This window comes from Stagnihabitans lacustris, assembly GCF_025950525.1.
GTDB lineage: Bacteria > Pseudomonadota > Alphaproteobacteria > Rhodobacterales > Rhodobacteraceae > Stagnihabitans.
The window spans coordinates 118,382-138,729 of record NZ_JAPDGS010000007.1; the positions used below are offsets into that span (position 1 = coordinate 118,382).

Sequence of the window (20,348 nt, forward strand, 5' to 3'; positions counted from 1 at the left end):
TCAGGCCAGCTTGACGCGGATCATTTGCCAGGAATAGGGCGGCAGCTTGGCTTGCAAACGACCATCGGCCACCTGTGCGCCCGAGCCCTTGCGGGGTTCGACCGCGGCCTGATTGGTCAGTGAATTCACGGCGTTCAGGTCGGAATGGGTCATGACCTGATGGTCGATCACCGTGGCCTGACCAAAGCCCTGAAGCGCGACGTCCAGGTCGAAGGTCTCGGTCGCATGACGGTTGATGGCAAAAAAGGTCGCGGTGCCGGTTTCCTCGTCATGAGTGCCGGAAATGTCGATATAGGGGACATTGTCAGCGACATCGGCATCATAACCCGGGCAATTCACCGCCAATTGCAGCGCCTTGCCACGGCCATAGACCGAGGCGAAGTAATAGGGGTAGTAAATCGTCTGGCGCCATGCCGGGCCACCCGGTTCCGTCATGATCGGTGCGATCACATTCACCAGCTGGGCAATACAGGCGACCTTTACCACATTCGACTTGCGGATAAAGGTATTGAGGATGCAGCCGACCTGAAGCACGTCCTCGAAGTTGTAGATGTCCTCCAACAGACGCGGGGCATGGGGCCAGCCGGAATTGCCCTCCAGGATGGCGCGGTCTTGCGCGTTGGAATGATACCAGACATTCCATTCGTCGAAGGAAATATGGACATCACGCTTGGAACGCTTGTTGGCCTTCACCAGATTGATGACGCTTTCGATCGTGGTGATATAGCCGTCCAGCTTGGCATTCAGTGCCAGGTAATTCGCCGTGTTCTTGGTGCGGTTGGCGAAATACATGTGCAGGCTGATCAGGTCGACCGATTCGTAAGTATGCTCCAGCACGATCCTTTCCCATTCGGGATAGGTTTTCATATCGGCATTGGAGGACCCGCAAACCACAAGCTCCAGTGATTTGTCGAAGGCGCGCAGGGTCTTGGCGGTCTCGTTGGCAAGGCGGCCGTATTCCTCGGCCGTTTTGTGGCCGACCTGCCAGGGCCCGTCCATCTCATTGCCCAGGCACCACATCTTGACGTCCCAAGGCGCCTCGCGGCCATTCTTTTTGCGCAGGTCGCCCCAATGCGAGCCCGTCGGGCCATTCACATATTCGACGAAATTGCGCGCATCATCCAGGCCGCGCGAGCCCAGGTTGATCGCCAACATCGGCAGCGTGCCAACCGTATCGCACCAATCCATGAACTCATGGATGCCGACCTTGTTGCTTTCCGCCGTATGCCAAGCCAAATCCAGACGCGTCGGGCGTTGATCCACCGGACCCACGCCGTCTTCCCAGTTATAGGCCGAGACGAAATTGCCGCCGGGATAGCGGACATAGGGAATTTGCAGATCCTTGACCAATTGGATCACGTCCTGACGCATCCCGTTCTTGTCGGCCGTCGGGTGATCCGGTTCATGGATCCCGGTATAGATGGCGCGGCCCAGATGCTCGAGGAAGGCCGAATAGATTCGGTTGTCGATCGTCGAGATCGTGAAGTCCTTGTGCGCGGTCACTGTTGCTTTCATTTCCGTCCCTCCTCGAACGGGCCGGAGACACCGGCTTATCTGATTTGTCGGATATACATCAGAAACACGGGTATGAAGTCAAGCCCCGGAAGCTTGTGACGGGCCACGACCGGCCGCGGTCAGGCGCATGACGATATCCTGATCGTAGTTGCCGAAGCCCCGGCCAAAGATGTTCACGCCGCCGGGGTGATGGGCGCTGTCACGGACCTCGATCTTGAAGCGCACCGACCGATGCGCGGGCAAGTCCAGGTCGCGCAAACTGACCGGAGAAATCTTGACACCGTCGACGAAAGTCCCCTCGGCATTGACCGAAACCGACTTCAGCATCCCGTATTGGCTGCCCTTCAGCTTCCACCACGAGGGGGTGTAAATCCCCCTTTGATCACCGAAATCGCCGGGCGAGGTCCAGGTCCCGATCTCGACATTGTTGATCAGGAAGGTGATGTCCGAAGGCCAGTTCGACGCCGTCCCCGGCGCCTCGGAGGACAGTTCCAACTGGAATTCAACCTGTTCAACCTCGCCCTCCATCAGTCTGACATTGTTGGGGAATTGGTATTCGACATAGCCGCGGGTGAACCACAAAAGCCCCGCCGACATGCGCCGCGGGTCCAGGAAAGTATCGGGCACATCCAACAGCCCGATGATCCCCTCGGGCGAGCAAAGCCCGCAAGGCGCCATGACCTCGCACGAGGTGTAAAGCCCCAGCGGCATGGCCACGTCGATCGTATTTCCGCCCCGCGTCGCCGGGTCCTTTTTGAACATCACCATGATCTCGTCGAACAGCGTGTGACAGAGCTTCTGGTTGCCCTTTTTCGCCCGCTGCGTCTCGGTCCGGATCAGCCCCACTTCCTCCAGCATCTGCACATTGGCCGAGACCGAGGATTGCGGCAGACCCAGGGCCGCGGCGATGGCATTGACGTTCTGCGGCCCCTGATCGGCCAGAAGTTTCAGGATATCGACACGCACCGGCGAGGCGAGGGCCTTCAGCGTCTCGATGCCCTCGGAGGGGTCGATGATCAGAAAATTGCGGCTCATCAGGGTCTTGCGCCTCCGCTGGGCCGGGAAGGACCCCGGTTTGACAGAAGTGTGTATCAGACTTTCAGGTTTGGTCAAAGGTTGTGCGACAGAAATGCTGCAAAGATCGAAAATCCGGCTATCATGAGACACAGAACAGCCCCCGATTCGGCCGATTCCCGCGATTCGCCGCATGAAAACCGATGCAAAGCCTTTGTGCATCCTGATTCTGGGTATATATCAAAAAACTCGATTGACAGTTTGTCGCATCCCCTCATAATTCGGCTCACCAGAGGGCCACCGACATGAGCGGAACCCGGGGGAACGGTCTGCGCGCGCCTCGCAGACCTTGAGGAGTTCGGGCGCCGGGGGAGACCCTGCAACGCGAGGGAGGAAGATATGTTGAAAAAGCTTTTGGGCGCGGCTGCGCTCGGACTTGTCATGGTTGCCGGTGGCGCCATGGCCAAGGAAACCGTCGTTTGGTGGGACTTCCTGGGCGGCGGCGACGGCGTGCGGATGAAGAAACTCATCGAGGATTTCAACGCGTCGCATGCCGACACGATCGAGATCCAGGCCACGACGCTGGAATGGGGCGTGCCCTTCTACACCAAGGCGCAGACCTCTGCCGCCGTGGGTGAGGGCCCGGATGTGATGACCTATCACCTCTCGCGTTTGCCCTTGGGTGTTTCGACCGGCACGCTGGCCGAGATCACCGTGGATGACCTGGCTTCGGTCGGTCTGGCCCCGGGCGACTATGCTGCGGCCAACTTTGGTGCGGCGCAGGTGGATGGCAAGATCTATGCCGTGCCCTTCGACATGCACGCCGTGGTTCTGTATTATAACAAAGACTTGCTGGCCAAAGCCGGTCTGATCGGCGCCGATGGTCTGCCCACCGGCCTGGACGGAATCGACAACTTCACCGCTGCGCTGAAAAAGCTGCAAGAGGGTGGCACGGCGCAACCGCTGTCGATCCATGACGGCGCGGGCGACTCGATGTGGCGGATTTTCTATTCGCTGTTCGGTCAGCAGGACGGCGCTTTCCTTGCGGATGGCAAGTTCCTGGACGGCGACAACCTGGACAAGGCCGTCAAGGCCACGACCGTGATTTCGGACTGGGTCAAGAACGGCTTTGCCCCCGCGCAGGTCGACTATCCGGCTTCGATTGCGCTGTTCACCAGCGGTCAGGCCGCCTTCCACATCAACGGCGTCTGGGAAGTCCCGACGATGACCGACCTGCACGCCAAGGGCGAGCTGTTCGAGTGGGGCGCGATCCCGATCCCGACCTTCTTTGATCATCCCGCCACCTGGGCTGACAGCCACGCCTTCGCCATCCCGAACAATGTTGGCAAGGAAATGACGGCTGAAAAGAAGAAAGCCGTTCTGGAAGTCATCGCATGGATGAACAAGAATTCGACCTTCTGGGCGACTGCTGGCCACCTGCCGGCCTATAACGCCGCCCGCGAGAACGACGAGTTCAAGGCGATGCAGCCGAACGCCGCCTATGCCAAGCTGGCCGATACCGCCGTCTTTGACCCCTCGTCGGTCCTGGCCGGTGTGGCCTCGCCGGTTTACGACGCCGCTGGCAACTTCCTGATGCCCGCCGTCAATGGCGAGATCGAGCCGCAAGAGGCGATGGAAGGCATGCGCGACGATCTGCAAGGCCAGGTCGAGTGACGCAGCCGGGCCGGGTCTCCCCCCGGCCCGAACCCTGGCCGGGGGGCAACCCCCGGCCTTCTTGCCAGAAGAGGAAGCCCCATGCGCCGCTATGACCGGTCAGAGATGGTGACCGCCCTTGTCCTGCTGACGCCTTTCGTTGCGATCTATGGGCTTTTGTTCGTCTATCCGCTGTTAAAGATGGTGATGCTGTCCTTCACCAAATCGCCCTTGATCGGCGAGGGGGATTGGGTCGGTTTTGCCAATTACATCAAGCTGTTCAAGGACCGCCTCTTTTCGGTCGCCGTCTGGAACACGCTGTATTTCGTCCTGCTGTCGGTCATTCCGTCGACCATCCTTGGCCTTCTGATCGCGCTTGGCGTCAACCGGCTGAAGGGCTGGACCCAAAGCGCCGTGCTGGCCGCGTTTTTCCTGCCCTATATCCTGCCCGTCTCGGTCGTCTACCGCATCTGGGGTTGGATGCTGGACGCGCAATTCGGCATCCTGCAATTCCCGATCGAGGCGATCTTTGGCGAACGTGTGCCGGTTTTCCGCACCTTGCCCTTGTTCATGCCGGCGGTGGCCTTCATCACGATCTGGTGGCTCGTGGGGTTCAATGTGCTGCTGTATATCGCGGGTCTGCGCAACATCTCGGCCGAGATCTATGAGGCGGCAGAGCTGGACGGCGCCACAAGGCTTCAGACCTTCCGCCGCATCACCTGGCCGCTTGTCTGGCCGATCACGGTGCTGGTGGCCACGATCCAGTTGATCTTGCAGCTGAAAATCTTTGATCAGCTTTACCTGTTCGGGCAGGGCGGTCGCACGGACTCGGTTCTGTCGCTGGTCTGGCTGGTCTACCGCGATGCGTTCCAAAAGAACCAGGGCGGCTATGGGGCGACGATTGCGGTGGTGCTGTTTGCGCTGATCGTCGGCGTCTCGGTTCTGCAATATCAGGCGCTGCGCGCCAGAGGTGAGAAATGACCCTGCAATCCTTGCGCCGCTGGAACCTGGCGGGGGGCGTGATCACGACCCTGACGCTGTTGGGCGCGATTTTCTGGGCCTTTCCGCTGTATTGGGCGGTGGTGACGACCTTCAAGTTTGAACAGGACGTGGTCCGCGAAGGCATCGACTGGCTGCCCATCCGCTTTACCGTCGAGGCCTATTACAACGCGCTGTTCAACACCAAGCTGGGGCTGTGGTATCTGAACTCGCTGCTGACCAGTCTGGCGATCACGGTGCTGGTGCTGATTTCCTCGGCCGCGGCGGGCTATGCGATCAGCCAGCTGAACTTTCCGGGCCGCCGCGCGCTGTGGTGGATCATCCTGGCCTCGTTCATGGTGCCGATCCCTGCGCTGATCATCAACCACTTCGTGCTGATGGCCGATCTGGGCCTGTTGAACACGCTGACCGCGGTTGTTTTGCCGCAGCTGATCGCGCCGGTGACGGTGATGATCTACAAGCAGTTTTTCGACAGCGTTCCCAAAGACTTCCGCGAGGCCGCGCTGATGGACGGCGCAAGCCAGTGGCAGCTGTTGTTCCGCCTTTACCTGCCGATGAACTGGGGGATCACGACCGCGCTTGCGATCATCACCTTCATCGGCGCCTGGAACAACTTCCTCTGGCCGTTTCTGGCCATCACGACCGAGGACAAGATGAATGTGACCGTCGGCATCACCCAGGTGACGGATGCCTTCGGGGTGAAATACGCCCGGCAACTTTCCTCCGCGGTGCTCGCGGGGCTGCCGGTGGCGGTGGTCTATCTGCTGTTCCAACGCAGGGTGACGCAGGCCATCATGTTGACCGCCGGGATCAAGGGATAAATCATGGCACAAGTCGAACTTTCCAACATTTCCAAGCGGTTTGGCGCGGTCGAGGTCATCTCGAACCTGGGGCTGACCATCAAGGACGGGTCTTTCTGCGCTTTGTTGGGGCCTTCGGGCTGCGGCAAATCCACCATGCTGCGGATGATCGCCGGGCTGGAAGAGGTCAGCGATGGCACGATCCATATCGGCGCTGATGACGTGACCCATGCGGCGCCCAAGTCGCGCGGCGTGGCGATGGTCTTTCAAAGCTACGCTTTGTATCCCCACCTGACCGTGGCGCAGAACATCACCTTTTCGATGTCGCTGGCCGGGGTGTCCAAACCCAAACAGCGCGAGGCGGCAGAGCGCATCGGCGCAATGTTGCAGCTGACGCATCTTCTGGACCGGCGCCCCGCGGCCCTGTCCGGCGGCCAACGCCAGCGCGTTGCCATCGGTCGGGCGCTGGTGCGCGACCCCAAGGTCTTTCTGTTCGACGAGCCGCTGTCCAACCTGGACGCCCTCTTGCGCGTCCAGATGCGGCTGGAGCTTGCGAAACTGCACAACGACCTGAAGACCACGATGATCTATGTGACCCATGACCAGGTCGAGGCGATGACGCTGGCCGATCTGATCGTCGTGCTGGACAAGGGCAAGATCGCACAGGCCGGCACCCCCTGGGAGCTGTATAACCGCCCCGCCAACCGCTTTGTCGCGGGCTTCATCGGGTCTCCGGGGATGAACTTCCTGAAAGGGCAGGGCGATGGCGCCATGATCCGCCTGACCGATGGCACCGAACTTGCCAAACCCGCGCAGGGCGCCGTGGAATTCGGGATAAGGCCGGAACATCTGACCATCGCGACCGATGGCCCGATCCGCGGCCGCGCCTCGGTTGTCGAATACCTTGGCAACACGTCTTACGCCTATATCGACACCGCCCATGGCCCTCTGGTGGTCGAGGCGGACAATGCGGGCCTCAAGGCGGGCGACCAGGTGGGGCTTGTGCCGGACCTGACCAAGTCCCATGTCTTCGACAGCAATGGAATGGCGGTGTAACATGGACTATCGGCGACTTGGGAAATCTGGCCTGCGGGTCAGCGAGTTTTCTTTCGGCTCTTGGGTGACGTTCGCCAAACAGGTCGACATCCAGCCCGCCAAAGAGCTGATGACGGCGGCCTATGACTCCGGTATCAACTTTTTCGACAATGCCGAGGGCTATGAGGCCGGCCGCTCCGAAGAGGTCATGGGTCAGGCAATTCATGAGCTTGGCTGGTCGCGCGACAGCTATATCGTGTCGTCGAAAGTCTTCTGGGGCGGCGCCAAGCCGACGCAAAAGGGCTTGTCGGCCAAGCATGTGACCGACGCGGCCCATGCCGCGCTGAAACGTCTGCGGGTCGACTATCTGGACCTGTATTTCTGTCACCGCCCCGATGTGGACACCCCGATCGAGGAAACCGTGCGGGCGATGCACAACCTGGTGACGCAGGGCAAGGTTCTCTATTGGGGCACCTCGGAATGGAATGCCCAACAGATCACCGAGGCGCATCTGGTGGCAAAGGCGAACAATCTCACCCCGCCGACGATGGAGCAGCCGCAATACAACCTGTTCGAGCGGGACAAGGTCGAGGGCGACTACCGCCCGATCTATGACACCTTTGGCCTTGGCACGACGATCTGGTCGCCTTTGTCCAGCGGTTTGCTGACCGGCAAGTATAACGAGGGCATCCCGCAAGACGCCCGCGCCGCCCTGCCGGGCTATGAATGGCTGAAAGAGCAGTTCACCTCGGACAAGGGCCTGGCGCGGATCGAAAAGGCCCGCGCGCTGGGGCGTATTGCCGATGACGCAGGGCTGACGCTGACCCATATGGCTTTGCTTTGGTGCCTGAACAACCCGCGGGTGTCGACGGTGATCCTGGGGGCCTCGCGGCTGTCGCAGCTGCAAGACAACCTCAAAGCGCTGGACCACAAGGCCAAGCTGACCCCCGATGTGCTGGACGCCATCGAAAAGGTCATGCAAAACCGTCCCGCAGAGCCCCAACGTTTCTAAAGGCATCATGGATATCTTCGGTCAGATCAACGGGCAGGACGTGCCCGCCTATGAACTTCGCTCTTCCGGTGGTCTGACCGCCAAGGTCATCCCCTGGGGCGCGCGGCTGATTTCGCTGCGCACCCCCTCTCGCATTGGCAAGATGGCAGAGATCATCCTGGGCCATGACCGGTTGCAGGATTACATCGACCATCCGACCTATTTCGGCGCGACCTGTGGGCGCTATGCCAACCGCATCGCGGGTGGGCGTTACGGCGATGTGCAGCTGGACATCAACGAGGCCCCGAACCACCTGCACGGCGGGACCCGAGGCTTTGACAAGGCGATCTGGACGGTGGCCGACCATGGTCCCTCCCATATCCGCCTGACCCATGTTTCGCCGGACGGCGACATGGGCTATCCGGGCGCGCTTGCAGCCTCCGTCACCTATCGCTTCGAAGGCGACGACCGCCTGATCATCGAGATGGAGGCCACGACCACCGCCCCCACCGTGGTGAACCTGGTGAACCACGCCTATTTCAACCTGAAAGGTGCGGGCGATATCCTGGATCACCAGATGACGGTGGCCGCCGAAGCCTATGCGCCCGTTGGCGCGGGCCTGATCCCCACAGGCGCGCTCTCTGCGGTGTCACAGACGAAATACGACTTCCGCCAGCCCACACGCATCGGCGATCTGGCCGGCGATGATGGCTATGACCACAACTGGTGCCTGAACACGGCCGCGGCGCCTGCCGTCCGCATCACCGAACCCACCTCTGGCCGCGCACTGGACCTGACGACGAACGAGCCCGGCGTGCAGATCTACACCTGTGGCATGATGCCCGAGGGCACCCCGGGCCGCGCCGGCGCGACCTATGGCAAATTCGCGGGCCTGACGCTGGAGACCCAGAAATACCCCGACAGCCCGAACAATCCCGCCTTCCCCAGCGCCGCCCTGACCCCCGGCGAAACCTATCGCCACATCATGAATTTCCGCTTCTACACAGTGTGAACGGTCTGACAGGTCGGACAGGTCGGACTGGGGCGCTGCCCCAGACCCCGGAATATTTAAGTCAGTATGAAAGGGCAGGGGCTGCGTGCCTTGGGCATCCGCCCCTCTCGGCGTCCGTTTTCAGTGTGGCCCAGATGTCCGCGCCGGAGGCTCTGACCGCGCCATCCGCTTTCCCTTTCACATTGACCCAAATATTCCCGCCGGAGGCCCCGGCTTGCCGCCCAAGTTCCCGCTTCAGATGATGGCGCCTTCGACAAAGGGGCGACCCTCGGCGATGCGGGTGAAGGCAAAGGCCGACAGATCCAGCGTCCGATACTCCCCATGCACCAGCAATTCCGCCATGCCCCGCCCCATGGCCGGGCTTTGCTGCAAGCCATGGCCCGAGAATCCGTTCATCAGGTGGAAGTTTGCGACCTCTGGATGGGCGCCCAGGATCGCGTTCTGGTCCAGCGTGTTGTAATCATATTGGCCCACCCATTCGCGCACCACCTTTACCGCCTCGAAGGCCGGGATGCGGGTGGCCAGCGTGGGCCAGACCAAGTCCATCCAAAGCCCGTGGTCCATGCTGAAATCCGTGGGATCGGCGGCGAGGTCCTCTGCCCCCTGAGCCCCCGCCAGATAGGTGTTCACCCCGTCCTGGCGCACATGCACGCCCGAGGGGTCGATCGTCAAAGGCAGGTCGCGCATCAGGGGCTTTTCGGTCTGGATCAGATAGGCGTAACGCTTGCGCGGCTCGACCGGCAGGGTGATCCCCGCCATCGCCGCCACCTTGGCCCCCCGCGTGCCCGCGGCATTGACCACCGCACCGCAAGCGACCTTGCCGCCCGAGGCAAGCATGACCTCCGTCACCCGGCCCCCCTCGCGGGTCAGCCCCACGACCTCGTCCCGGATGTATTCCGCGCCCTGCCGCCGGGCCATCTTGCGGAACCAGTCAAAGACCGTGATCCCCTCGAAATAGCCCTCGTCGCGGGTGTTCAACGACCCCAGCGTCACGCCCTCCAGGTTATAGAACGGATAATCCGCCGCGATTTGATCGGGGGTCAGCAACCGCGTTGGCGTCCCGCAACGGGCCTGCACCGCGTGATTGGCGCGCAAGGTGGCCTCGCCCTCGGGTGTGCCTGCGAAATACATATAGCCAAAGGACCGGATCGGCAGGCGCGGCGCCTCATCGCCCATCCACCGGGGCAGGTTCTGGATGAAGTCGGCCCCGAACTGGCTGACGCGGATGTTCACCTCGTTCGAATATTGCTGGCGGATGGAACTGTGCGACAACGAGGTCGCGGCGAATTCGTAGGTCGGGTCGCGTTCCACCACCAAAACGCGGCCCTTGAAATCGGGGTCGCGGGTCAGCCAGAAGGCGGTCGAAGAGCCCATGATCGCCCCTCCGATGATCACGACGTCGTAGGAATTGTGCTGGGTCATGGCTGCCTCCTGTCATTTGCCGCCAACCTAACGCAAGCCCCGCCAAGGCCAAGCCCCAATGCGCCATGCAACGGCTGCAACCCTGACATGTCAGTCGATCCCCTGTCCGTCACCGGTCCTCCGGGGTAGGGTGGCCGAAAGGAACCCCCGATGAACGAATTGAAGTCCAAGCCGCTGAAGGCGGCGCTGTTCATGGCTGTGGCCGTGTTCCTGTTTTCCTGCATGGATGTGCTGACCAAGCATATGACGGCGACCTATCCGGCGCCTTTGGTCGTGGCGGGGCGCTATGCGGGCAACCTGTTGCTGCTTTTGGCGCTTGTGGCCCCCAAGGAGGGGCGGCGCATCGCCCATCTGGGGCGGCCCGGGCTGGTGCTGTTGCGGGCGGTGTGTCTGTCGGCGGTGTCGCTGACTGCCGCGCTGGCCTTTCAGCGGATGCCGGTGGCCGAGACCATCGCCATCGTCTTTCTGGCCCCTTTTGCCGTCACGCTGCTGGCGGGGCCGCTGCTTGGGGAAAAGGTCCAGCCGATGTCCTGGATCGCGGCGGCGGGCGGCTTTGTGGGCGTGCTGCTGATCGTGCGGCCGGGGTCGGGGCTTGATCCTTTGGGCGTGGTCTTTGCCGGTCTGACTGCGGCGGGATCGGTGGTCTATAACATGCTGTCGCGCAGCCTGGCGCGGACCGAGACATCCTGGTCGATGATGTTCTGGACCGCGCTTGTCGGCACGGTGATCTTTACCGCCATCACCAGCGGGCAGGGCGCTGTGACCTTGCCGCGGGGGCTGGACCTTGTGGCGCTGGGGGCCATGGGGGCGCTGTCCCTGGTGGGGCATCTCTTGTTCACCCAGGCCTTCCGCTATGCCCCGGCCTCCAGCCTCTCGCCGATCAACTACCTGCAACTGGTGTGGTCCGGCCTTTTGGGCTTTGCCGTCTTTGGCCATATGCCCGACACTTGGGCGCTGGCGGGGATGGGGCTGATTGCGCTTTCGGGCGCGGGCGCCGGGGCCTGGCCCCTGATCCAGTCCAGGCTTGCCCGGAAATTGGGCGGGATTGCCTGAGTTTTGGGCGATTTTGCGGGGCAGGGCGCGGGGGCGCTTGGGTGGGGCTGTATCGACCCAAGGGAAGTGCTAGGCGTTAACCTCAAGCGCGGAGGCACCCATGGCGATCACGGCATCCATCCACCACATGACCCATTACACCTATGACACGCCGGTGCTTTTGGGCCCGCAGGTCATCCGCCTGCGTCCGGCGCCCCATTCGCGCACCCGCGTGATCTCACATAGCCTGAAGGTCTGGCCGGAAAAGCATTTCGTCAACCACCAGCAGGACCCGTTCGGCAATTGGCTCGCGCGCTTTGTGTTTCCCGAACCCGCGACCGAATTCAAGATCGAGGTCGATCTGGTCGCCGACATGACGGTCTATAACCCCTTCGACTTCTTCGTCGAGGATTACGCCGAGACCTTCCCCTTCACCTATGCCCCCGACCTGGCCCTGGACCTTGCGGCCTATACCAAGCCCGAACCCATGACCCCCGCGCTTGAGGCCTTCTTGCGCATGGTGCCCCGCGACCGCATCCGCAGCGTGGATTTCGTGGTGAACCTGAACGCGGCGATTTCCGGAAAGGTCGCCTATACGATCCGGATGGAGCCCGGGGTGCAGACCCCCGAAGAGACCTTGACCATCGGGTCGGGGTCTTGCCGGGACAGCACCTGGCTTCTGGTTCAGGCGCTGCGCAACCTGGGCTTTGCGGCGCGCTTTGTGTCGGGCTATCTGATCCAGCTGAAACCCGATCTGAAGGCGCTGGACGGGCCTTCGGGGACCGAGGTCGACTTCACCGACCTGCACGCCTGGGCCGAGGTCTATCTTCCGGGCGCGGGCTGGATCGGGCTGGACCCGACCTCTGGCCTTTTGGCGGGCGAAAGCCATATCCCGCTGGCCGCCACCCCGCATTACCGCAGCGCGGCGCCGATTTCGGGCGGCTATGCCGGTCAGGCCAATGTCAGCTTCGATTTCGCGATGGAGGTGCGCCGCGTCGCCGAACATCCGCGTATCACCAAGCCCTTTTCTGATGCCTCCTGGGACCAGCTGAACGCGCTGGGTCACAAGGTCGACACGGCGCTTCAGGCCGCCGATGTCCGTCTGACCATGGGCGGAGAGCCGACCTTTGTGTCGATCGACGATTACGAGGCGGCCGAGTGGAACACCGCTGCCGTCGGCCCCACCAAGCGCATCCTGGCCGATCATCTGATCCGCCGCCTGCAAACCCGGTTCGCCCCCGGCGGCTTTCTGCATTACGGTCAGGGCAAGTGGTATCCCGGCGAAAGCCTGCCGCGCTGGACCTTCTCGCTGTATTGGCGCACCGATGGCCAGCCGGTCTGGCAAAACCCCGACCTGATCGCCAGCGAAACCGCGACCGGGGCCACGGCCCTGCAGGCACAAGAGCTGTTGCGCGAGATGGCGGCGGAATTGCAGCTGGACGAAGATTGCATCCTGCCCGCCTTTGAAGACCCCGCGCAATGGCTGGTCAAAGAGGCGAACTTGCCCGAAAACGTCTCGCCCGCCAATTCGCGGCTGAAGGACCCCGAAGAGCGTCACCGCCTGGCCACTGTCTTTGGCCGCGGTCTGACCGAACCGGTGGGCTTCATCCTGCCGGTGCAATCCTGGCAATCGCGCGCGACAGGCCGTTGGCGGACCGAGCGCTGGCGGCTGCGGCGTGGGTTCATGTTCCTGGTGCCGGGCGACAGTCCCGTGGGCTATCGCCTGCCCTTGGAAAGCCTGCCCTGGCTTTCCCCGGCGCAATATCCCTTCCACAATCCCGCCGATCCGACCGTGGAAAAGCCGCCCCTGCCGCCGGTCGCGGCGCTGGAACCCTCGCGCAAAACCCAACCCCGCGCCTCTTTCGTGGCCGATGGGCCGCAGGGCGCGCAGGTGATGCAGGGCTCTCCGGTGGCCGAGGTCGATGGGTCGATCCGCACCGCCCTGTCGGTCGAGGCGCGCGATGGGCGGCTTTGCGTCTTCATGCCGCCGGTGGTCAATCTGGAAGACTACCTGGACCTTTTGCACGCCGCGGAATCTGCGGCGGCAAGGCTGGGTCTGCCCGTCCATATCGAGGGCTATGCCCCGCCCCAGGACCCGCGGCTGAACGTCATCCGCGTGGCCCCTGATCCCGGTGTCATCGAGGTCAACATCCACCCCGCCAAGTCCTGGGACGATTGCGTGGCGATCACCGAAGCCGTTTACGCCGAGGCCCGCCAATGCCGCCTGGGCGCTGACAAGTTCATGATCGACGGCAAGCATTGCGGCACCGGGGGCGGCAATCATGTGGTCGTGGGCGGGGCGACGCCGAACGACAGTCCCTTCCTGCGGCGCCCTGACCTGCTGAAGTCGCTGATCCTGCATTGGAACCGGCACCCCTCGCTGTCCTACCTGTTTTCCGGCCTCTTCATCGGGCCCACGTCCCAGGCGCCCCGCATCGACGAGGCCCGCCATGACGCGCTTTATGAAATGGAGATCGCGCTTTCCGCCATCCCCGGCCCCGAGCACCCGCAGCCCTTCCCCTGGCTGGTGGATCGGCTTTTGCGCAACATGTTGGTGGATGCGACCGGCAACACCCACCGCGCCGAGATCTGCATCGACAAGCTGTATTCTCCGGACGGCCCCACCGGGCGCCTGGGTCTGGTCGAGTTCCGCGGCTTTGAAATGCCGCCTGACCCGCGCATGAGCCTGGCGCAACAACTGCTGCTGCGCGCCCTGATCGCGCGGTTCTGGAAGACGCCCGCCACCGGCGACCTGACGCGCTGGGGCACCACCTTGCATGACCGCTTCATGCTGCAGCACCACGTCTGGCAGGATTTCCGCGAGGTCCTGTCCGATCTGCGCGACCATGGCTTTGCGATGCAAGAGGAGTGGTTCCAGGCCCAGGCCGAATTCCGCTTTCCCTTCTGCGGCGAGGTCGATCTGGGGACCGCCAAGCTGGAGCTGCGTCAGGCTTTGGAGCCCTGGCATGTCCTGGGCGAAACCGGCGCCATCGGCGGCACGGTGCGCTATACCGACAGTTCGACCGAACGGCTTCAGGTGAAACTGACGACGCCCAATCCCGCGCGCTACAAGGTCACATGCAATGGCCGCGAGGTTCCGCTGGAGGACGGCGTGGGCGGTGTGCGCTTCAAGGCCTGGGCGCCCGCCAGCGCCATTCATCCGGTGCTGAAGATCGACGCGCCGCTGACCTTTGACATCTATGACACCTGGTCGGGCAGGGCCATCGGGGGGGCGACCTATCACGTGGCCCACCCGGGCGGGCGCAGCTATGACACCTTCCCGGTGAATGGCAACGAGGCCGAGGCGCGCCGGCTTGCCCGCTTTCAACCCTTTGGCCATCATGGCGGCCAATATGCCCCGCCCCCCGAACGTCGTCACCCCGAGTTCCCCTTGACGCTTGACCTTCGCCGCCCGGCAGGGCTCTGATGGCCCCCCGCTCTCCGAAGAAACCCCCCGGTTTCGCCGAAGGGCCAGAGGAGCGTTTTGTGGAAAAGACCAAGGCCCGCTATCGGCCGCTGAAAGACACGCCCGACGAGATGGTGGAGGCGGACGGCAGCCTTCGCCCCTTGTGGCGCGACTTTGCCCGCGCCTTTGGCGGATTTTCGGCCGAAGAGGTCGAACGCCGCCGCATGCGGGCCGAGCAGTATTTGCGCGACTCGGGCGTGTTTTACCGGCAATACGGCGGCGGTCAGTCGGTCGAGCGGCCCTGGCCGCTGTCGCCCATCCCGGTGATGATCGCCGAGGCCGAATGGGCCGACCTGGTCCCCGGCCTGATCCAGCGCGCCGATCTGCTGGAACGCCTGATGGCCGATCTTTACGGCGACAACCGCATGATTTCCGAGGGCCATTTGCCCGCGGCCCTGGTGGCCCAAAACCCCGAATGGCTGCGGCCCCTGGTGGGGATCGCCCCGCACTCCGGCCATTATCTGCACTTTCTGGCCTTTGAAATCGGGCGCGGTCCGGATGGGGATTGGTGGGTTCTGGCCGACCGCGCCCAGGCGCCCTCTGGGGCGGGCTTTGCGCTGGAAAACCGCGTCGCCACCTCACGCGCCTTTGCCGAACTTTATGCCGAAGGCCATGTGCATCGGCTTGCGGGGTTTTTCCGCGACTTCCGCGATGCGCTTTTGGCCCATCGCCAGGACCGTGATGCAAGGGCCGCCATCCTGACCCCGGGGCCCTTGAACGAGACCTATTACGAACATGCCTGGATCGCGCGGTATCTGGGGATCACCCTGGTTCAGGGCGAGGATCTGGTGGTCGAAAACGGCCGGTTGATGGTGCGCACCGTCGCGGGGCTGCGGCCGGTCGATGTGCTGTGGCGCCGCTTGGACGGGTCATGGGCCGACCCGATGGAGCTGGACCCGGGGTCCAAGCTGGGCACTGCGGGCATGGTCTCGGCCTTGCGGGCGGGGGGGCTGACCATGGTCAATGCGCTTGGGTCCGGCGTGCTGGAGACCCGCGCGCTGATGGCCTTCATGCCCGCCCTGTCGCGGCATCTGCTGGGCGAAAAGCTGAAACTGCCGAACATCGCAACTTGGTGGTGCGGCGATCCCGAGGCGCGGGCCGAAGTGGCGGGCGACCCGTCCAAGCTGTTGCTTTCCGACGCTTTTGCCACCGGTCTGCCCTATGACCGGCAAGAGGCGATCACCTCGGCCGAGGCGCTGTTCCCCGAGGCGCTGGCCGCACTTCTGGACCGCGACGGCGCAAGGCTTGTGGCCCAAGAGGCGGTGACGCTGTCGACCTCTCCGGCGCTGGTCGATGGCAAGCTGGCGCCGCGGCCCATGTCGCTGCGGGTGTTTCTGGCGCGCACCGAACAGGGCTGGCAGGTCATGCCCGGCGGCTTTGCCCGCATCGGCGCCTCGCCCGATCCGACCGCGATTGCCATGCAGCGCGGCGGGTCTGCCGCCGATGTCTGGATCGTCTCGCCCTCCGAGGTCGAGGCGGTGTCGATGGTCCCCGCGCCCGGCAGTTACACCCGCGTGGCCCCCGGCGCCCTGCCGTCGCGCGCCGCCGACAACCTGTTCTGGCTGGGCCGCTATATCGAGCGGACCGAGGTCATGGTGCGGCTTTTGCGCGCCCGCAACATCCGCCTGGCCGAGATGGGAACCCTGGCCGCCCCCCTCCTGGCCGCGATGGACCCGATGTTCAAGGCCCGCGGCATCGACCCCAAACCGGGGATACCGGGCGCGCTTCTGGACGTGCTGGCCGCCTCGATCGGCAGCGCGGGCCAGGTGCGCGACCGCTTTTCGCCCGATGCCTGGGCTTCGTTGACAGACCTGAACAAGACCGCCCGACGCATGGCGCTTTCGGTGACGGCGGGCGATGATGCGGCCCGCGCGCTGTCGGCCCTGTTGCGCAAGCTGGCGGGGATCACGGGTCTGGTGCATGAAAACATGTATCGCTTCATGGGCTGGCGTTTCCTGACGCTGGGGCGCCTGCAGGAACGCGCCATGGCCATGACCGAGATGCTGGCGACACTGGCCGACAGCAAGACCCCCGGCGTGCTGGACCTGGCCATCGAGATCGGGGACAGCGTCCTGACCCACCGTCGCCGCTTTACCGTTTCGACCTCGCGTGAGACGATCATCGACCTTCTGGCGCTGGACCCGATGAACCCACGCGGCGTCCGCCATCAGATCGAGGCGATGGGCGAACAGGTCGCCATGCTGCCCGGCGCCTCGGATCACGGCACGCTTTCCCCCCTGTCGCGCGCCATGCTGCGCCTGACCACCGAACTTGCCGTCGAAGCGCCCGAGACCCTGACCCAAGACGCGCTGTGGGATCTTTATGGCCGGATCGGCGCGCTGTCAGACCATATAACCGAGGCGTATTTGCGGTGATCTATGACCTGAAACTGGTGATCGCCTATGAGTTCGACCGCCCCACCGGCGGCGGACGCCAGCATCTGCGCATCACCCCCGCCGACCTGCCCGGGCTGCAAAGCCTTCTGTCGCATGAGATTTCCATTTCCCCCCCGCCGAAGGAACGCCGCAGCTTCACCGACTTTTGGGGGACCGAGGTGACGGAACTGGTCCTGCCCCCCGGCATGACAGACTGCAAGATCACGCTGAAGGCGCGGGTGCTGCGTCAGGACCCCGAGATGGGGCTTGATATCTCGCCCGCGCCTGTTGCGCTGGCGACCGAGCTGGCCGAGGTCACGCGCCTGGGCAGTGCCTCGCCGCAGCATTTCCTGACCGCCTCGCCCCGGATCGCCCCCGATGCCGCGATTGCCGCCTTTGCCGCCAAGGCCATGGCCGCGGCCCCCACGGTGCAATCCGCCATCGAGGCTCTGGGGCGCGCGCTGCATGGCCACATGACCTTTGACCCCAAGGCCACCGAGGTCGACACCCCCCCCGCCGTGGCCTTTGCCCTGCGCCGCGGGGTCTGTCAGGACCTGGCGCAGATCATGATTGCGGGGCTGCGGTCGCAAGGCATCCCCGCGGCCTATGTCGCGGGCTATCTGCGCACCCTGCCGCCGCCGGGAAAACCGCGGCTGGAGGGGGCGGATGCCATGCACGCCTGGGTCGCGGCCTGGGCGGGGGTGCAGGCGGGCTGGCTGGCCTATGACCCGACCAATGCCTGTTGGGTGGCGGCCGATCACCTGATCGTGGGGCAGGGCCGGGATTACGGCGATGTGGCTCCGGTCGTGGGGTCGCTGCGCACCGAGGGCGGCCAGCGCGGGTCTCATGCCGTCGACCTTGTGGCCTCGTCCGCCAAGTCCGCCGCCTCCCCGCCCGCCCCCTCACCTGCCGCCGTCCCCCCGCCTCCCCAGCGTCAGTAACCGTTTCTTAACGCTGCCGCTTGGCCTTGGGCGCGGGCTTTGCTATGGTCACGTCTTGTCGGTCGGGGTCTTTGGCCCGGGCCTCAAGCCTTGGGGTGTTGCATGTCCGCTTACGAATACCACGTCGTTCCCGCGCCGCGCCGTGGAGAAAAGGCACGCGGGGTCAAGACCACCGAAGAGCGCTTCGCCCTTGCCCTGACGCAGCTGATGAACAAGCTGGGCCGCGAGGGCTGGGAATACCAGCGCGCCGATACCCTGCCGGTGGACGAGCGGGTGGGGCTGACCGGGACCAAGACGACTTATCAGAACATGCTGGTGTTCCGCCGCGTGTTGGCCGCCCAGAACTGCGAGTCGATCGCCACGATGGACCGGATGGGGGACAGAATTGGGGACAGGTTTGGGGACCGGGTGCTGATCGCGCGTCCCGACACCACCCGCCCCGATGCCATGCAGCCCGAGGACCTTGCGGCCTCTCTCGCGCCGGCCTTGGGGGCTGCGGTCAAGCCCGCTGATGTCAAGGCGCCCTCGGCCGCCCCGGCGTTGGGGCCCGCCAAACCCGAGCTGGTCTCGGACTGAAGCCGGGCGGCTGATCCCAAACCGCTGATCCCAAACCGCTGATTACAGCCTGCCGATCGCGCGGGGCAGGGCCTGTTCCAAGGCCCGCAGCCCCGCGGCATCGGGCAGGCTGATGCGGATGCAGCGGTCCAAAGGCGCCACCCCCGGCATCCGGGCAAAGATCCCCTCATCACCCAGCGCCGCCAGCAGGGCGCGGGCATGGTCGCCGTCGCGCCCGGTGTCAAAGGTCACGAAATTGGTGGCCGAGGGCAGGGGGATCAGCCCCTGCGCCGTGCCAAGCGCAGCAAGGTCGCGCCGCGCGGCCGTGGCCCAGGCACGGACCGCGCTCAGGTGGTCGTGATCGGCCAGTGCCGCGATCCCCGCCGCCTGGACCATGCGCCCCAGGCCAAAATGGTTGCGCACCCGGTCAAAGGCGCGGGCAAGGTCGGGGGCGCATAGCGCATAGCCCAGCCGCAGCCCCGCCAGCCCATAGGCCTTTGAAAACGTGCGAAACCGGATCACCCGCGGGTCGTCCTTGTCGATGGCCGCCGCCGTGCCCTCGGGGGCAAGGTCCACATAGGCCTCGTCCAGCAGCATCAGGCAGTCAGGCGGCAAATGGTCGGGCAGGGCGGCCAGGGTCGCTCCGGGGTGATGCGAGCCCATCGGGTTGTCGGGGTTGGCGATATACAGCAACCGCGCCCCTGTGCGATGGGCCAAGGCCACCAGCGCCTCGGGGTCCTCGTGATGGCGGCGGTAAGGCGCGCGGTGCAACACACCGCCAAAGCCCGTGACATGAAAGCCAAAGGTCGGATAGGCGCCCTCCGACGTCACCGCCGCATCGCCCGGCGCGATCATCAACCTTGTGATCAGACCCAAAAGCCCGTCGATCCCCTCACCGACGACGACATGGGCCGGGGTGACGCCGTGATGGGCGGCGATGGCGGCTTTCAGGTCATGCGCCTCGGGGTCGCCATACATCCAGATGTCCTGGGCGGCGGCCGTCAAGGCGGCAAGCGCCTTGGGCGAGGGGCCAAACAGGCTTTCGTTGGCGCCAAGCCGGGCGGCAAAGGCCGCGCCGCGGCGGCGTTCCAGGGTCTCGGGCCCGGTGAAGGGGACGGTATCAGGGAGAGAGGCGGGGAGGGGGGCAAGGGCGATCATGGCGCCAGAGTGCCAAACTGGTCCGCCGCGTGCAACACTTGCCAAATTGAGCGGCTGGCGCCGCAAGATGTTCATCTCGCCTCTGGCCTGCGGCCAACCGGCTCGGGATGCCTCCGGCGGGGATATTTTCGAACAGATGAAATCGAAAGGCGGCGTCATGAAAGGCGGTGCGCTGGAAGACGGCTTTCATACTTGCCCAAATGCTCGGCTTGCCGCTGCCCTCAAGACCCTTCCGCAACACGCTGCAACCGGCCGCGCTTTCATACTGGCCCAAATACTCACGGGGTTTCCAAAGGGGCCCGTGGGCCCCTTTGGCGCAGGGGGGCGGGGGGCGCGCAGCCCCCCGCGTCCTCCCTTTGGTTTCAAGGGCATTTCATGCC

15 protein-coding genes are annotated in these 20,348 nt (G+C 64.1%); 11 read left to right on the forward strand and 4 right to left on the reverse strand.

The genetic code is table 11. The features are described 5' to 3' along the window. Positions 1 to 1,515: an arabinosylfuranosidase ArfA gene (arfA, locus tag NX862_RS15870; protein WP_264494914.1), complete on the reverse strand. Its 1,515-nt coding sequence runs from the start codon at positions 1,513 to 1,515 to the stop codon at positions 1 to 3. 78 nt (positions 1,516 to 1,593) lie between these two features. Further along, complete coding sequence (locus tag NX862_RS15875; protein WP_264494915.1) at positions 1,594 to 2,550, reverse strand: ArsR/SmtB family transcription factor; 957 nt, start codon at positions 2,548 to 2,550, stop codon at positions 1,594 to 1,596. 378 nt (positions 2,551 to 2,928) lie between these two features. Between NX862_RS15875 and NX862_RS15880 the strand changes: the two genes are divergently transcribed. From NX862_RS15880 to NX862_RS15905, 6 genes are all read left to right on the forward strand, one after another. Then, positions 2,929 to 4,203 (forward strand): extracellular solute-binding protein, encoded by a 1,275-nt coding sequence (locus NX862_RS15880; RefSeq protein WP_264494916.1) that lies wholly within the window; start codon positions 2,929 to 2,931, stop codon positions 4,201 to 4,203. 81 nt (positions 4,204 to 4,284) lie between these two features. After that, positions 4,285 to 5,163, forward strand: coding sequence for a carbohydrate ABC transporter permease (locus tag NX862_RS15885; RefSeq protein ID WP_264494917.1), 879 nt, complete (start codon positions 4,285 to 4,287; stop codon positions 5,161 to 5,163). Beyond that, on the forward strand, positions 5,160 to 6,002 hold the full coding sequence (locus NX862_RS15890) for a carbohydrate ABC transporter permease (RefSeq protein ID WP_264494918.1): 843 nt from the start codon (positions 5,160 to 5,162) through the stop codon (positions 6,000 to 6,002). Before NX862_RS15885 ends, NX862_RS15890 begins: the two co-directional genes overlap by 4 nt. A 3-nt stretch (positions 6,003 to 6,005) precedes the next feature. Further along, positions 6,006 to 7,037, forward strand: coding sequence for an ABC transporter ATP-binding protein (locus NX862_RS15895; protein ID WP_264494919.1), 1,032 nt, complete (start codon positions 6,006 to 6,008; stop codon positions 7,035 to 7,037). A gap of 1 nt (position 7,038) precedes the next feature. Next, entirely contained in the window at positions 7,039 to 8,028 is a 990-nt protein-coding gene (locus tag NX862_RS15900) for a potassium channel beta subunit family protein (protein ID WP_264494920.1), read from the forward strand. A gap of 7 nt (positions 8,029 to 8,035) precedes the next feature. Then, positions 8,036 to 9,019: an aldose epimerase family protein gene (locus tag NX862_RS15905; RefSeq protein WP_264494921.1), complete on the forward strand. Its 984-nt coding sequence runs from the start codon at positions 8,036 to 8,038 to the stop codon at positions 9,017 to 9,019. A gap of 234 nt (positions 9,020 to 9,253) precedes the next feature. Here the strand turns inward: NX862_RS15905 and NX862_RS15910 are convergent, their stop codons facing one another. Then, complete coding sequence (locus NX862_RS15910) at positions 9,254 to 10,441, reverse strand: NAD(P)/FAD-dependent oxidoreductase (RefSeq protein WP_264494922.1); 1,188 nt, start codon at positions 10,439 to 10,441, stop codon at positions 9,254 to 9,256. Between the two features lie 150 nt (positions 10,442 to 10,591). Here NX862_RS15910 and NX862_RS15915 point away from each other — a divergent pair, with 150 nt between their 5' ends. From NX862_RS15915 to NX862_RS15935, 5 genes are all read left to right on the forward strand, one after another. Continuing rightward, positions 10,592 to 11,494: a DMT family transporter gene (locus NX862_RS15915; protein ID WP_264494923.1), complete on the forward strand. Its 903-nt coding sequence runs from the start codon at positions 10,592 to 10,594 to the stop codon at positions 11,492 to 11,494. A 100-nt stretch (positions 11,495 to 11,594) separates the two neighbouring features. Then, on the forward strand, positions 11,595 to 14,900 hold the full coding sequence (locus tag NX862_RS15920; protein WP_264494924.1) for a transglutaminase family protein: 3,306 nt from the start codon (positions 11,595 to 11,597) through the stop codon (positions 14,898 to 14,900). Then, positions 14,900 to 17,314 carry a circularly permuted type 2 ATP-grasp protein gene (locus NX862_RS15925; protein WP_264494925.1) on the forward strand — a complete coding sequence of 805 codons (2,415 nt, stop codon included), beginning with the start codon at positions 14,900 to 14,902 and terminating at the stop codon, positions 17,312 to 17,314. The genes NX862_RS15920 and NX862_RS15925 overlap by 1 nt, the downstream gene beginning before the upstream one ends. After that, positions 17,311 to 18,255, forward strand: a complete 945-nt coding sequence (locus NX862_RS15930; RefSeq protein WP_264494926.1) for a transglutaminase family protein — start codon at positions 17,311 to 17,313, stop codon at positions 18,253 to 18,255. The genes NX862_RS15925 and NX862_RS15930 overlap by 4 nt, the downstream gene beginning before the upstream one ends. 102 nt (positions 18,256 to 18,357) lie before the next feature. Beyond that, on the forward strand, positions 18,358 to 18,831 hold the full coding sequence (locus tag NX862_RS15935) for a DUF4177 domain-containing protein (RefSeq protein WP_264494927.1): 474 nt from the start codon (positions 18,358 to 18,360) through the stop codon (positions 18,829 to 18,831). A 42-nt stretch (positions 18,832 to 18,873) separates the two neighbouring features. On the opposite strand, the gene NX862_RS15940 is transcribed toward NX862_RS15935, so the two are convergent. Continuing rightward, a complete protein-coding gene (locus NX862_RS15940) occupies positions 18,874 to 19,968 on the reverse strand; it encodes a pyridoxal phosphate-dependent aminotransferase (RefSeq protein WP_264494928.1) in 1,095 nt (364 codons plus the stop codon). Positions 19,969 to 20,348: the final 380 nt, after the last annotated feature.